Source organism: Mesorhizobium sp. M0016 (assembly GCF_040324035.1).
Taxonomy (GTDB): Bacteria; Pseudomonadota; Alphaproteobacteria; order Rhizobiales; family Rhizobiaceae; genus Mesorhizobium.
In genome coordinates this window covers 60,962-75,501 of the sequence record NZ_JAMYVM010000018.1, presented here as the reverse complement: position 1 = coordinate 75,501, position 14,540 = coordinate 60,962, and the positions used below count along the sequence as shown (strand labels likewise).

The following is a 14,540-nucleotide window of genomic DNA, read 5'->3' as shown; positions in this document are numbered from 1 at the left end:
CGCGCGACCCGATGTCCTTCGGGGGCCTGATCGCGCCGGCACCATGGCGCGGCAGAAGGCTGCCGAGCTCGTCTGGCATGGTCGCTGAACGCGTCGTCGCCCGACGACCGAAATCTTCGGCATCGCAGCGAGCTTTTTCCCGTTACAAGATCCTCAGCGGGACGGGCTGCCAGTTCACGCGAGCCAACAGCATGCTTGCCCGCAGGGGCGACCGCCGCTTCTGCTGGAGCAGAATAACAACAGCCGGCTTCTCCGTACCGCGGCTGCCAAAAGCCCCTGGCCCTGACACGAGGCGTCAGCCACCTTTCTAGCTGGTGGCCGATTTGGGAGCGGCGCCGATGCGCAACCAGGGCGGCACGCTTTTGGGACTCAGGATCATGGATCCTGATGCATAGTCGCTTTTTTGGCAGACACTGAATTCTCCGCCAAATGAATGGTCCGGGCAACTAGCAGGCGGAGGAACTCCGTCTGGGCTGAGTACTAGTTTTAGCGCGAACAAGAAGGTTCTTAGCCAGATCACGAAACGCCAGGCCCGCTCCTTTGCCGTCCGATCGTCCAGGAAATCCCCTCGGCGCGCACCATGCCAGACACCTCCTTGCCGATATGATGCTCAAGCACCGGCCGCCAGGGCACCAGCGTGAACTCGCGCGATTTCTCGATGACACCGTATTTTCCGCCGGCGAGCTCGACGCAGCGGCGCAGCGTACCGTCTATTCGATTGCCATGCTGTGCTTCAGAATACGAGAGCCCGAGTTCGTCCGAGAGCTGACTGGCAACACGGTTCAGCTCTCGTTGGCGCAGCATTGAAAGCATGTTGGCGCGATAGATGACCCGATCCTGCGCATCATGGGCAAAACCTTGCGCGATCAGCCACTGCTGTCGGCGGGCCTGGACCTGACGTACTTCGCGACCGAAGCCAGAGTCGCGCAAGGACTCAGGGTGGGCTGATACCAGCTCCTGGTCGATCCAGGTGGCGCCGTCGAAGCCTACTTGGCTCTCCAGCGGCATTGATGAGAGCTTGTCGACGACAACAGGCTGGGCCCTCGCTCGCTGACGCTCGTAATCCGCGACGCGGTTGAGATGGTCGGGCGCGACTGTCCATGTGCCGTCCGGCTCGCGCTCGACGCCACCGGTCGCACGGCGGATCGCCTCCAGTCGCCGCACGTGCGTTTCGGCAAAGCGTTCGGTGGCCGAGGGGTCATGCTTGAGATGGATATCGATGCTGTAGCGCCCGTCGTTGACCGTGGCGATGCCGGCAATTGTGCGGTCGACTTGCCTGGGCCCGGTGTCCCTCGGCCTGACCCGCACTATGCAGCCCTCTGGCGTGGGTTGGGTAGCCTCGCCTTTGCCGATATCAACATAGTGGCTTTTGCCGTCCACGCCGTCGACGACGAGGTAATGGCGGTCAGTGATTTCGTCGGCCAGCCCGCGCCCGACGACACGTCCGACCACGGTTTGGGCCGACCCGTCGGATCGATCGTGGATAAGATAGTCGGCGGCACTGCGGACGAGCCCCTTGCCGGTCAGCTCGCGATGGATGGTCTTGATAATGTCGCCGCGCTCGCCGATGCGACGTAGCGTGGCTTCGAGCTCATCCTCCAGGCGCCAGCGACCCGCAGGCATCTCCTCGGCGAGGCCCATCCGCTCGAGCTTGCGCAGGCGGCCCTGGTGCAGCGTCTGGCGAAAGGTGTCTCGGCTGGCCGGTGAGACACGCCCCTCATCGTCGCGCATGCGCATCAGCTGCCGGTCGATGCTGGTGAAGCGTTCCTGCTCCATCTCCTGGCGCAAGCGCTGCTCGATCTCGCGGTCGGTGCGCGGGCCAAGGTCGAGGCTAACCAGTTCGGCTGCGCGCTCGCGCAGGCCAGAGGAAATGTAGTCCCGCGCGATGACGAGGTTTTCGCCGTAATCGTCCCTGCCGCGCACGATGATGTGGGTGTGAGGATGGCCGGTGTTGAAATGGTCGACGGCCACCCAGTCTAGCCTGGTGCCGAGGTCTTCTTCCATTTGCGCCATGAGGCGCCGGGTGAGCGGCTTCAGGTCATCATACTTGATACCGTCTTCGGGGGCGACGATGAAGCGGAACTGATGACGGTCACCGTTCGCGCGATCGAGAAAGGCCCTGCCGTCGGCGCGGTCATTGTCGGCAGCGTAGAGCTCGCCACGCTCGCCTTCCCGGGTGACGCCGTCGCGCTGGAGGTAGCGGAGGTGCGCACGAGCCCCGTCGACTCCCTTGGCGGCCAGCTTGACGACGCGTGCCTTGACGACTGCGCGCCGCTGCCGAAACGCCGCGTGAGGGTCGCGCGCTCTAAGAACGGCGGCAGCAGCCCCGCCGCGCCCCACCCGGCTACCGATGAAGCGGCTGCCGCGTCCGCTCCTGCCGCCTGCTCGGTTGACCGCGGCCCGGACCTGGCCAGCGTAGCGTTTGCCCGCCTTCGAGCCGCGCGACCCAATTTTGCCGAGCCTCGGCGTGAATTCGTCATCCTGCATGCGGCCTCCGATGAACCAGCAGCAAAATCAGAGGCTTGCGCGCCAGACCCTCCTGGACCCGCAGGCAACCTCCTGGGAAAACGATGTGCAGACAAACACTTCGCCGCCTCCAGGAGGCGATGCCTTTATCTTGCCTTTCGCGGACCTGCCTCCCTGCCCCCCGCCCGAACCACGGTAGCCGCTGCCCTCACCTGCGATCCGGCCGGCCTGACCTTGCTCGCTCCGATCCGAGCGGCACCAGGAGTTGGCCATTCGGGCCGGTCACGGAAACACCGTTTCGGAGGAAAAACAGCGACTGCCCGGACGGGATTCCCGGCGCGGTTTTGGAACGGGATTTGTCGGTGAGCGCGTCCATATCGGCGGCCGAAATGCCCGCCGCCTTGACCTCTTCCAGATACGAAACCGTCTCGCTGGGCAGTGGCCGCCCACGCTGCAAATGCTGTTCGTAGCGCTCCGGCCCGGCGTTATAGGCTGCAAACAGGCCTGGAAATCCGAAGCGGTCATACATGGCGCGCAGATAGGCAGTGCCTGCCAGAATGTTGTCGCGAGGGTCGTGCGGGGCGGCTCCCAGGCCAAGCTCTACGCGCAATTCCTCGTAGGTGCCTGGCATCACCTGCATGAGGCCAATGGCGCCGGCGCTCGACGTGACAGGCCGCCCATTGAGCGTCGTCTGCCCCCGGCTTTCGGCATCCATGACGGCATAAATCCAGGTTTGTGGAATGCTGAAACGCCGGCTTGCTTCGGCTACCAAGGGCTGCCATCTTGCAAGCTGCGGACTATGGGAGATGACGACCGGCTTCGTGTTGGTCGCGGCGGAACAGTAGCATGGTGCGAGAGACACCATGCCCAGCATCAGGAGGGTCACTCGGTCCATAGCGGCACGAGCCTCCCGATGATATTTTCGGTCGGCACCGGCCCGAAATAGCGGCTGTCGAACGAGCGATTTTTATCGCTGCCGAGTAGGAAAACCTCGGCATCGGCGAGCTTTCGGCAGGCATTCCACCAAGGCAGCGGACGGTGCTGCGTGTCGGTTGCAAGCCGGCGCGCGACAATCTCGCCGCCGATGATGATGGCGTCGCCGAAGGCGCAGACATGCTCGCCAGCCAGCGCGGCAAGGTGCTTGACCAGCGGCACGTTGCTGGGCAGATAGAAGCGTTCGGCGGCCAGATCGACGACCGGTTTTGGCGGGCGGACGAGTACGAGATCACCAAGAGCCGGCGATCCGGACGCGACGCGATAGAGGCCGACCGGCGCACTCGCCGTGGCGTTCCAGACCAGCCAGGGCGATGGTTTGCCGAAGGCGGCGAAGCCGATCAGGGCAAGGCCCATCGTGGCCACGGCGATCGTCTTGCGCGCCCGAATGCGCCGCAGATGGCTGCCGATCAGATGGATGGTGGGACGCCGGCTCATGAGCGGCCTCCCTCGCCGGCCGAGCCGGAATCGTGCCCGCCGTCCTCGGGCCCGGTCTCCTGCGCGTGCCCCTTCGACCAATCGTCGAGTTCGTCGATGTGATAGCGGACATAGCGGCCGTGCTTGCGGAATTGCGGGCCGCCGCCTTTGAGGCGCATCTTCTCCAGCGTGCGCTGGGACAGCCCGATATAGAAGGCCGCCTGCGCGGTATTGAGAAACGGACTGCCCTTCTTGGCGCGGGCTGCGCGTTCGTTTTCGTCGTCCATGATGATCCTCGTTTCGCTACGGACAAGCGAAGGCGAGGATCGGCGAGCGAGATCGTTTTGGGGACGGGCGAAGAGTGGGGGGGCGAGTTTTCGCCGCCCCCTTCGGCGGCCTCACGGGTCCTGAGAGAGGCCCCCGCGCCGGTGGCGGCGCGGGGCTTTCCGGATCGGCCGGTCAGTCGACCGGGTTCCAGATGATGGCGTAAGTGTCGTCGTCATCCTGGCCGGCGGCGCGGCCGAGATTGGCGTAGAGCTTGCGGGGGCCAAACTCGGGGGCGGCAATCGACAGGCTCACATAGTCCTTGCCGGAGGTCTCGCCGGTGCGGATCCAGCCCGCACCCACTTCGACCCCTTGCGTCAGCACCCGGAAGTCGGGATGGGTGTCGGCGCTCTTTGCCTGATTGGGCACGATATCGATGTCGGCGCGGACGCTGAGCGTCTTGAGCTGGCCCTTGTAGCCGCCGTTTTCCTGTTTGGTGACGTATCCGATCGCGGTCATTTCCAGTCTCCTCTTGGTGCTCGCAGGGGACCATTCCCCTGCGATGGCGGACCGTGATGGGCGCGTCCGGACCGCCGGAACCGGGACGGCCGCAGCGATAGCGGAGGACCCGCGCGGGCAGCTTTTTTGAAGCGAAGCGGCGCGAGGAAGCCGCCGCAGGCGGCGGGGAAAAAAGCTGCCGGCGAGGGTTTCGGGCGGGCCGGATCCACCCATAGGTCGACAAGCCAGCCGCAGGGGAATGGTCCCTGAGACACAATGGAGACAGGTGGCGCGATCGGTGACACAAGAAGCCGGCGGCAATGCAGAGCGCCGGCTGCGCGGGCTCTGTCGGCAACCGGATCGGACAATTGGCCCCATGCGCCTTTGGCGCCTCAGCAAGCAACCCGGCGCGGTGCGGGGCGGCCGAAATGGGGCGAACTGGCGTCGGAATTTCTCGCGCGCGGCACTGGCTCGACAAGACGCCCAATCGGCAGCCGGCGTGGCCCGTAGCGGCGCGCGCGACCTGAGCGGCGGTAATCGAGAGAACCGCCGCTCGGGCCCTGATCGACTATTCGCGCACGAACAGCGGCTGCACCTGTGTCCACTGATCGGCGGTGCGGAAGCCGCCGCGGCTGGTGTAGCTTTCGGCCGGGAATTTCATCCAGCGCGGCAGCCAGGTCTCGACCCTGGGGCGGCCATTCTCGCCCGCCAGGAAGTCGCGGATGATGTTCTTTTGCGTCTTGACCTTCTCGGCGACATTGCCGTCCGCGACCAGCTTGCCGCCGACGTCGGCCAGCATCGAATTGGCGATTTCCTTGTCGCGCAAGAGGTCGAAGAAGGCATCGTCCGGTTGCCACCATATGCCCATGTCGACGTTCAGTTGGTTGCCGAGCGCCTCGATGACGGCGCTGCCGGCTGCAAGCGTCTCGGCCATGACAAGGGTGAGAACGCGCATGACATCGTCGTCGCAGAGCGCCAAGAGGCGCGCGAACACGCCGGCGATAGCAACGGCGTCGCCATTGCCGCCGGCGACCAAGCTATCCTCATCCGGTGATCCGAGCAGGGCCAATACCTCGCGCCGCTTTTTGCCGAATGCGGCTTCAGCCTTGCAGCCGGCAAGGCTGGCAGTCACCGTCTCGTTGGCTGCGCGCTGCGGCTCGGGCCGCACCTGCCACAGGCCCGAACCGGTGATGGCGTGCGCCACCACGAGGCGCAGCGCCACGGCGGGATGGTCGAGCATGGCCGCGCGCACGGCGGCATGGCGATGCAGATCGATATAGTTCTGCATCGGGCCGGTGACTTCGGGGCGCGGCAGCTTGGCGGCTGTTTCTTCTTGCTCGCCGCCCTCGCGGGCGCGGCGGGCTTCCTTGCGTGACAGCCAGCCCTCGTGACACTCGACCTCGCCGCGATGCGAGACAGTGATGACGATCTTGCCGCCCTTCTTCTTCGGGGTCTTCTCGTGGTCCCATGCGTGGAAATACTGGCCCGGTTCCAGCAGCACAACCTCGCTCCAGCCCTCGTTGAGATAGGTGTCGCGTTTGGTGGCAATCGCTTCGTTCTGCTTTTGCCAGAACAGGTCGGCATCGGCGAAATAGCTGTCCTCGCCGAACAGGTCCGAGGTGATCAGGCCGGGATACTCCTCGATGGCAAACAGCGCCACCTTGGTGGAAATCGACTGGCCGCCGAACAGCCATTGCTTCAATTGATAGCCACGCGGCGCGTATTGATCGGGATCGGCACAGAGTGCCAGCCAGTCCTTCTGCTGCGCCTTGGAAGCCATGGTGAGATGGCGCACCGTCTCGGTATCGATCTCCTCGCGCCGATAGGCTTCGCGGATTTTGGGCAAGAGGTCGCCAAGCGCCAGAATGCGTTTGACCTTGAGATCAGTGATGCCGAAGGTCACAGCGATGTCGGGAACGGTGCGGCCTTGCCTGACAAGCCGCGAAAACGTCTCCCATTGCGATACTTCGTCAGGATCGAGGCGGGCGAGGTTTTCGATCAGCGAAGCTTCCAGCGCATCGGCGTCGTCACCGTCCTCCATGATGGCGCAGGGCAAGGGATCGCCTTCGCCGCGCTCGTCGGCAAGCGATTTCGCGGCGAAATAGCGCCTCCTGCCGGCGACGATCTCGAAGGTTTCCGGCTGGCCGTTCGGCCGCACAAGGAGTGGCACCAGCACGCCGCGCGCACGCACGGAGGGCAGGATGTCGGATATGTCGGGCGCGCGTTTTCCATGGCGCATGTTGAGCGCGGAAATGTTGAGCTGATCCAAGGGAATGTGGGCAAGCTGCATGGTTACTCTCCTTTTGCTTTGGTTAAGGTTGTCCCCGCCGCAGAGGCCGAAGGCCGGCGCGGCGGGACGGTTTTTGCGCCTATCGGCGCTGCTGTTCCGCCGTGTCGGGCGGAAGCTCGGAATGGGGCTTTGATAGGGCGTCTGCTGCTTGCCGCAGCAGTCGCTCGGCCTCGCTGACGTGGCCGCAAATGCGGGCGGCTTCGGCATAGACGGAGAGCGGAAAGCGCGCTTGGAATGCAGGTCGCGCTCTATGCCGAGGCCAAGCGGACCTTTTACGGATGCAAGCTCGGCCAGACTGACGCTGCCAAGTTCGGGGAAGCCGAAGCCGAGATCGCAAAGACCGAACAGCGTGTCGCCATCGGCGTCGAGTTCGCTCAGAAGCCAGGTCGCGGCACCTGTCGGATTAAATAGTTTCACAACGGGAAAATGGTCGATGTCGGCGCCGGCGGCGCCATGGGCGAGCAGTCGTGCGCGCAGTGGATTGGTGATCAGGATCATGGAAAGACTCCTTGTCAGAACGGGTCGCGTTGATTTCTTGCGTCCGGCGGGAGAAAGGCTCCCTGGACCTTCCTCTGATCCGCCTCACCATTAAGAGGCCGACTTCGAGCAGCTTTGCGCCGCGCGCGGACACATCGGCGCATCCATCAGGAGGGTTTGCCCGCGTGGTGATGGGCTGGACGCCGGGAATGAGCATCTGCTCCTTTGCGGCGTCGGCTCGGTCGCGGCCAGTTGAGGATCGCGCATCGTCATGCCGCAATCCCTTCTTGCGCCTCGCCTTCGGCATCGGCCTGAAGGCCAAGCAGGAAATCGGCGGCCTTCGAGGCGAGGCTGGCGGCACGGAAGATGGCGCGGTTGTCCTCGCGCAGCACCTTCAGCCATGAGCCGATGTAATCGGCGTGACGCACGGTCGGCTCGATGCCGAGATTGCCGCAGACGAAGGCGGCAGTGATTTCGGCGACCAATTCTTCACGCGCGTAGGCCTTGGAGCCGAACGAGCCGGAGAGGTCGCGAGCAAGCCGCGTCGGGTGGCCGGTCCAGTGGCCAAGCTCGTGAAAGCAGGTTCGGTAATAGTCGATCTGCTGATGGAACGCCGGCTGCGGCGGCACCTGAATGTGGTCGCTGCCCGGCATGTAGAAAGCGCGATCGCCGCCGACCCTGAAATCCGCACCGCTGGCGCGAATGAGCGTCTCGGCCTGCGGCACGATCTCGCACTGAGGCAGCGGCTCGGCGGCGGCATGGAGCTCTTCCGGAAGATTTTCGCACTGCGCGACATTGAAGACCGTGAAGCGCTTCAAAAAAAGGACCGCCAGTGGTTCATCGCCCTCGTGGCGTGCGCGCTCCTTCTCGTCCTTGGGGACAAAGCGGTCGGCATGCACGATGGTCGTGCCGCGCTCGCCCTTCCTGACGTTGCCGCCAAGGGCAAGCGCCTGCCGGAAGGTCAGCCAGTTCTGGCTGGGATAGCTGCGCTCGATGACGGCGCCCCACAGGATGAGGATATTGATGCCGGAATAGGTGCGCCCCGTGGACGCATTCCTCGGCAGGCCAAGGCCTGCTTTTGCGCTGCCCCATGGCTTGACCCATGGCACGGTACCGCGCTCCAGCTCGGCAATGATGCGGTCGGTGATCTCCCGATAGACGCTGGCGCCCGGGCGCCTGCCCTTGCCTGCGCCAGCCTCTGTGCTGGTGGTACGCTTGCTGTTTGCACGCATGTGTTATCCTCCGCTCACCAATCGCCGCGCCTTTCCCCGGAAGCGGGGTGGGCGGCGAGTCGCGACCGGAAAGGCCCGCCGTGGTAGGCGGACCGCATCCGAAGGACCGGAACGAAGAGGAGGACCCTGAGCGGCACGCGAAGGGTTGCGGGCTGCCGCGGCGGGCCTAGAAGGGAGTGCCGCCCACCCCGCGCCCACCGGGAAAGGCCAACCGACAAACCGCGCCGCCCGCAAGGGCGGCGGCCGTCTCAGCCCGAAGGGCTGCCCACGCCAAGGGGCGAAGCCGAATGGCCGAGACCGCCTGAGCTTGCCGAAGAAAAGCGGGCTCGGTTCACGAGCGCCTGATGCGCGTCGTCAGGCGCGCGGGCGCCCGCTAGGACCGGAGGCTGGACAGAATCTCGCACGGATCAGCGTCAAGGGCCGCAGTTATGTCGAGAAACTCGATGACGTCGAGACGCCGCTCTGCGCCCTCGTACTTGGCCACGAAGGATTGGGGACGACCAAGCTTGTCAGCCAGCTGCTTCTGGGTCAGGCCTTTGGTCTTGCGCAGCAAAACCAGCCGGGCCAGGAACCGCTGGTGGCGGGGCGATCGAAGGGATTTAGGCATGGAGGCGAACCGGTCGGGTAAAGACCGGATCAGCGACTAATCCCGGTTTCGGATTATCCCAGTTTGGGATATACTGCGTGCGCTCACAGGCGAGATCCGCAGGCATGAATGGACCAATGGGAACAGATGAGACGCGAAGCTCAACTTTGAGCGATGAAGTCCCCTGGTCGGAGAACCTCACGAGCTACGACAGGGAGCATTTCACGATCTACCTGCGGATCCTGGATGCCTGCGCCGACAATGCCAGCGAAAAGGAGATGGCCGAGCGCATTCTCGGCATAGACCCGTCCATTGACCCGGTCCGCGCCCGCAAAGCTCTTCGCAGCATATCGACCGTGCGAACTGGATGGTGACGACCGGCTACAAGGAACTGTTCGCCGGCTGATGCACAGCGCCCACTGCCACGTGTTTCGAGCAGGCAAGTCTCTGTAGCCAAATTCGGCGGCGCACGGCCGCGACAGCCGGCGCTGCGGGAGCGGTCACAACTGGTTCGCGTGCTGTTTGACTGCCATTTCCAGTGCTTGCATCAAAGGCACAGCCTTGGAGAAGAGGAAGCCTTGAGCGGTTCGGCAGCCAAGCTTGTGCAGGGTTTGCCGATCCGCCTCTGTTTCGACGCCCTCGGCCATGACCTCGATCCCGAGCATGTCACCGAGTTCGATGACCGATTTGACAAGCAGTCGGTCCTCTCGGGACTTGGCCAAGCCGCGAATGAAGCCCTGGTCTATTTTCACCTTGCGTATCCGACGGTCCTTGAGAGATGCCAAGGTAGAAAAGCCGGTGCCGAAGTCGTCGAGCGCGATGGAAATACCGGCATGCGAAAGCCGTCCGAGCTTTTCATCCACTCTGTCCGGGTCCACCGGCGATTCTTCGGTAATCTCGATTTCGAACATCGTCGCAGGCAGGCCTCTTGCCGCCAGACCATCCAGAACCATGTCGTCGATATCGCCGGCTTCCAGTTCGCGCGGGGAAACATTCATCGCCACACGAATGTTACGACGGTCAGCTTTCACCAAGCCGTCGATAAAAGCACAACAGTCGGCGAATACGGTTTGCGTCAGCAGCTGAAGCATTCCGGTTTCGCGTGCGGCTGTGATGATTTCGGGTGGAGAGATGGCACCATGTGTCGGATGGGACCATCTCAGCAAGGCTTCAAAACCGACCACGGCCTCGGTGTCGAGTTTCACGATCGGCTGGAACCAAGGTTGCAATCTTCCCGTCTTTATCGCCGAATGAAGGTCCCGTTCGATGGACTGGCGGCGTTGGAGTTCCCGGTCGAGTTCGGCATCGAACAGGCAAAATCCGTTCCTGCCATGGCGCTTGGCCGTATAAAGGGCGATATCGGCCCGCAACAGCATTTCAGTCAGGCTCGACGTCTGCGCCAAGTATATCCCTATCGATGCCCCGACGCGCACGGACGCGACCCCGATATAGGGGCGAGCAATTTTGGCTATGATATTGGAGGCGAGATCACTGGCAGAAAGCGAAGCTCTCGTTGAGGGAAAAACCAGCACGAATTCATCGCCGCCGATACGAGCGAGCGTTGAGCCTTCCGGTGCTTCCTGCTCTATGCGGCGGGCGATCATGACAAGCAGTTCATCACCGGTCCTGTGACCGTAGGTGTCGTTGACAGATTTAAAGCCGTCCAGATCAATCAGCATTGCCACGAAGGGGCCATCCGCGGTCTTGAACCGACCGATGGCGTGTTCAAGGCCCCGCCTGTTGAGAAGGGCGGTCAAATGGTCCTCCCTGGAGTTGCGCTCCATTTCCGACGCAAGTCGCTCTGCCTCATGTCTCAGGCGGCTTGCTTCGCGGAAGCGCGCCTGCCCAACAAACGAAGCGCGGACCAAGCCGCCCATGAAGAGCAGAACGGTAAAAGCCAGAATGTAGCGTTCAAAATTGCCTTTCGCCAAAAGGCACGCCACCGTGATGAGGAGTGGAGGTGTGATGAAGCTGGTCGCCGCAGCGGCATACGAACTGCCATATGTAACCGCACCAGCTGAAATGCCCGCCAGTATGACCAGATGCATCGGTGCTTGTGGTGTTGTGTATCCAACAGTCAGCACGGCCGGGAAGGACCAGGCAAACCCTGCCAGAAGGGCAAGGACGCCAAACATGCGAAGGCGCGGCAAAACGCCAAGCAAATCCTGATGGCGCCCCGTTTCCTTTAGCTGAAAACGCGCGAGTGCAAGCCGGGCGGCATTTAGCGCATTGACGACCAGGAACCAGCTTGCAGCGGCAAAGCCGCCGCCAGAAAGGGCCTGCACCCCGCAAATCAGGCCTGACAGGATCGCGCTTATCGGCATCGACACGAAGAGCCCGGCCCTCAGGTCAGCAAGCTGATCCTGACGGATTTTGGCCTCCAGCGATTCTTCTTTCTTTAGGGGTGCCATGAATGGACCAGTTTGCTTCCGTCATTGTTCGCGAGGACCAAACCTATGCAAGCCCACTGAAGGACGGGTTAACTACCCAGCGAGGGTACCCAGTGCGCTCACCATGCTTCGGGTCACACCTTTGGCTTAGCATTGCCGAATCATCAAGGTTTCGCCCGCGCGCGTGCCTTGATCCGAATCATGCCATGATCGGCAACGTCACCAGGAAGCAGCCTTGCCCGCGACGCCGCGAGCCAGCAAGACAAAGAAGCCGTGCCGAGACAGCGCTCCAGAGCGGTAGCGCTCTGTGCGATTCACCGCCTGAGCATGGCCGAAATGCCATGGCGGACAAAGGGAAGATGTTGGGCAAAGCGGAGCCCAGCATGTCTTGCAAGCCGTGCCGCCGGGTGCTCGCTTGAGTAAAGACCGACAAGCATGTTGGTGGCATGATAGAGCGGCGCCGCCGACAGCCGCAGCCGGTTTTCGTATCTGCCGAGCATGTCGGGATCGGCAATGTCGCGGCGGGCGCGACATGCTGTCAGTATTTTATGAGCGAGTTGCTTCTGGCCGCTGAGGCCGATGTTGAAGCCATGCGCGGTCACCGGGTGCATGCCGATGGCAGCGTCTCCTATCAGTGCCGCACTCGGTGCCGAGAACTTGTGCGCCCAGGTCGTGACCAGCGGATAGGCATGGCGGGTGCTTGCCAGGGTCATCTGCCCGAGGCGTCCTCGACACCGGTTCATCAATTCCATGAGGAACAATTCGTCATCGAGAACAGACAGTCTATCGGCCTCGATTGAGCGCAAAGTCAGAAGCAGCGACGACACGCCTTCCATGAGCGGCAACATCGCTATGGTCTGATGGTGATCGAACCATTCGACCGCGATCTGGTGATGGAAGCGCTCATGCCTCACTCGGCAAATCAGCATGGAGTGGCCAAGCGGATGGATGTTGGCGCCAATGCCGAGCAGGTCGCGCATCGCGGACAAACGCGAATCCGCTGCGACGAGCAGCCGAGCGGCCAATTGCCTGCCATCAGAAAGCGCTATGACCGCCTCGTCGTCGCTGGTTGTTGCATTGACGACCGAGTTGCCGCACAGCAGCCGGGCATGATCCTGGAAGCAGACAACTTTGAACAGGGCATCGCGGATCCGACAATTTGGGACCAGAAATCCGAGTGGTTCCCCAGATCCGCTGGGAGTATCGAAGCACAGGGCGAAAGGGCTCGATCCGTTGAGCACGCGCGCGCCATGAAGCGGTGATTTGTCCGATGCGGGGATGGCATCCCAGGCGCCGAGTTCGCGAAGGATTCTCACTGATGCGTGGGTCAGCGCGATCTCGCGACCGTCGAAAGCCGGATTCGCCAGGCTATCGAGCGACTGCCGTTCAACCACTGCCACCTTGAGTCGGCTCCGGGCGAGCGATGCTGCGAAGGCAAGTCCGACCGGCCCAGCTCCGACGACAATTATGTCGAATGTCTCGACAGAGCCGGCCATCAGCGTGCGGCCATGGCGGCTATCTGCGATACGAAGCGCTCTTGAAGCATCGCAATCACCCACGGTTGCCGCTCATCTCCCCATCGTCGATAGACATGCGTTCTCGTTGGAAGCCCGGTCAATGAAACCACGCCGACGAAGAGATAACACTGATCTGGATCAACCAGGCTCGATAACCCGGCAACGGCGGGTTCACGGTCGAGTGGTCGATTGCCGCGAAAACGTTGGATGTCTAGGCATTCTGAATGGTCGGCTTCCCAATCGCGTGCCCCTCCTGGCCAAAGGTTCGGCAACGTATTGTGGCTGATCCGTTCTTCGCACGCGCGCCGATATCATCATAACGCGGGCGATCGCCAGCTAAAAATTCGGTCGATGACGACCAGCATCCGCACAGTCGTTGGGCGCCGCCAACCGGTTCAGCCTCGCGGCTCTTCCCGATCGATAAGGATCCGCTGGGCGGAGCCGTCGAGATCTTCGTATTGGCCGCTCTTCAAGATCCACAGGAAGCCCCGGTCAAGCCCCACCAAAACAGGCAGCGGCCATCGCATTCCGTCAGGACGGGCGTCTTGCTGCCGACAGCGTGCTCTCCGACCATGACGGGCGCTAGACGCCGAAGGAACTCGCCGACGGCCTCATGTCCAAGTGATGTGGGAAGGGAGCAGAACCAAAGGGACTCTGCTTGGCGTCCCCGCTTTTTCCGCAGCTTCGAAACCGTCACCGAACGGATCCGTACTGAGGAGGAGGCCGTCCTTGACTTGCCCGACGCCGGCAACCTTCTCAGCCGCAACGATCGCTGCTTTCCGCTGACGCTCGTCGACAATCGCCCCCTTCAGTTCGACAAGGCCGTCGCTGACCCTCACATCGATCAAGTCACCACCGCTCCAGGTTTGTGACTGCAGTTCGGCAAGTATCGCGTTGCGGATCAGGTCGTCATCGGGTGGCGTGGTTCCCTGTTTCGGCATGGCGCGGATCAGGACAAGCAGCAAATCAGTTCGCGTGATGATGCCGATGACCCTGTCCCGATCGACAATCGGAACATTGTTGATGCGATGTTGCATCATCAGGTCGACAATATCTGCAATCGAGGCGCCAGGAGGCGCCGAGATGACGGCTGTGGTCATCACCTGATGGATGATCCGTCCGTTCGAGCGCGCATAGTCATTGGCGACTGTGCCCGGGCCAAGATCAAACTCCAGCCAGCGCGGACGCACACGCTGGGTCCCAAGTTCTTCTCGGCGCAAGAAGTCGCTTTTGCTTACAATACCAACCAGGGTGCCGTCGCTGTCTGCTACCGGCAGGCAGCTGACCTTGTTTGAAAGCATGAGCTCGACCGCTTCGGCTATCGTCGCGTTCGCATGCGTCGTGATGACTGGCTTTGTCATTATGGATTCGGCTTGCATCCTCACCCTCCTGATCTTTCGTGACGACGAT

11 protein-coding genes and 3 pseudogenes are annotated in these 14,540 nt (G+C 62.6%); 1 reads left to right on the top strand and 13 read right to left on the bottom strand.

Features of this window, described 5'->3' with window-relative positions:
* Nucleotides 1–516: 516 nt before the first annotated feature.
* The 9 genes and pseudogenes from rlxS to NKJ88_RS23270 all read right to left on the bottom strand — a co-directional run bounded on the left by rlxS (nucleotide 517) and on the right by NKJ88_RS23270 (nucleotide 9,244).
* A complete protein-coding gene (rlxS, locus tag NKJ88_RS23310; RefSeq protein WP_352445689.1) occupies nucleotides 517–2,487 on the bottom strand; it encodes a relaxase/mobilization nuclease RlxS in 1,971 nt (656 codons plus the stop codon).
* Between the two features lie 187 nt (nucleotides 2,488–2,674).
* Complete coding sequence (locus NKJ88_RS23305; RefSeq protein WP_352445688.1) at nucleotides 2,675–3,361, bottom strand: lytic transglycosylase domain-containing protein; 687 nt, start codon at nucleotides 3,359–3,361, stop codon at nucleotides 2,675–2,677.
* Complete coding sequence (locus NKJ88_RS23300; protein WP_352445686.1) at nucleotides 3,349–3,897, bottom strand: S26 family signal peptidase; 549 nt, start codon at nucleotides 3,895–3,897, stop codon at nucleotides 3,349–3,351. The genes NKJ88_RS23305 and NKJ88_RS23300 overlap by 13 nt, the downstream gene beginning before the upstream one ends.
* Nucleotides 3,894–4,163 (bottom strand): helix-turn-helix transcriptional regulator, encoded by a 270-nt coding sequence (locus tag NKJ88_RS23295; RefSeq protein ID WP_023672373.1) that lies wholly within the window; start codon nucleotides 4,161–4,163, stop codon nucleotides 3,894–3,896. Before NKJ88_RS23295 ends, NKJ88_RS23300 begins: the two co-directional genes overlap by 4 nt.
* 172 nt (nucleotides 4,164–4,335) lie before the next feature.
* Nucleotides 4,336–4,659 (bottom strand): DUF736 domain-containing protein, encoded by a 324-nt coding sequence (locus NKJ88_RS23290; RefSeq protein ID WP_023672372.1) that lies wholly within the window; start codon nucleotides 4,657–4,659, stop codon nucleotides 4,336–4,338.
* A 547-nt stretch (nucleotides 4,660–5,206) separates the two neighbouring features.
* A complete protein-coding gene (locus tag NKJ88_RS23285; protein ID WP_352445683.1) occupies nucleotides 5,207–7,135 on the bottom strand; it encodes a ParB/RepB/Spo0J family partition protein in 1,929 nt (642 codons plus the stop codon).
* Nucleotides 7,020–7,426, bottom strand: a pseudogene (locus tag NKJ88_RS23280) (DUF2958 domain-containing protein); the annotation flags it as partial. The pseudogene NKJ88_RS23280 and the gene NKJ88_RS23285, both read right to left, overlap by 116 nt.
* Nucleotides 7,427–7,674: 248 nt before the next feature.
* Nucleotides 7,675–8,637: an ArdC family protein gene (locus NKJ88_RS23275; protein ID WP_352445681.1), complete on the bottom strand. Its 963-nt coding sequence runs from the start codon at nucleotides 8,635–8,637 to the stop codon at nucleotides 7,675–7,677.
* 373 nt (nucleotides 8,638–9,010) lie between these two features.
* Nucleotides 9,011–9,244: a helix-turn-helix domain-containing protein gene (locus NKJ88_RS23270; protein ID WP_023694857.1), complete on the bottom strand. Its 234-nt coding sequence runs from the start codon at nucleotides 9,242–9,244 to the stop codon at nucleotides 9,011–9,013.
* 104 nt (nucleotides 9,245–9,348) lie between these two features.
* Here NKJ88_RS23270 and NKJ88_RS23265 point away from each other — a divergent pair.
* Nucleotides 9,349–9,629, top strand: a pseudogene (locus NKJ88_RS23265) (DNA -binding domain-containing protein).
* A gap of 94 nt (nucleotides 9,630–9,723) precedes the next feature.
* Here NKJ88_RS23265 and NKJ88_RS23260 read toward each other — a convergent pair.
* The 4 genes and pseudogenes from NKJ88_RS23260 to NKJ88_RS23245 all read right to left on the bottom strand — a co-directional run bounded on the left by NKJ88_RS23260 (nucleotide 9,724) and on the right by NKJ88_RS23245 (nucleotide 14,509).
* Nucleotides 9,724–11,634: a putative bifunctional diguanylate cyclase/phosphodiesterase gene (locus NKJ88_RS23260; RefSeq protein WP_352445679.1), complete on the bottom strand. Its 1,911-nt coding sequence runs from the start codon at nucleotides 11,632–11,634 to the stop codon at nucleotides 9,724–9,726.
* Between the two features lie 293 nt (nucleotides 11,635–11,927).
* A complete protein-coding gene (gene ubiM, locus NKJ88_RS23255; RefSeq protein WP_352445678.1) occupies nucleotides 11,928–13,109 on the bottom strand; it encodes a 5-demethoxyubiquinol-8 5-hydroxylase UbiM in 1,182 nt (393 codons plus the stop codon).
* A gap of 416 nt (nucleotides 13,110–13,525) precedes the next feature.
* Nucleotides 13,526–13,618 (bottom strand): annotated as a pseudogene (gene ccoS, locus NKJ88_RS23250) (cbb3-type cytochrome oxidase assembly protein CcoS); the annotation flags it as partial.
* Nucleotides 13,619–13,741: 123 nt separating this feature from the next.
* On the bottom strand, nucleotides 13,742–14,509 hold the full coding sequence (locus NKJ88_RS23245; RefSeq protein WP_352445674.1) for a CBS domain-containing protein: 768 nt from the start codon (nucleotides 14,507–14,509) through the stop codon (nucleotides 13,742–13,744).
* Nucleotides 14,510–14,540 lie beyond the last annotated feature (31 nt).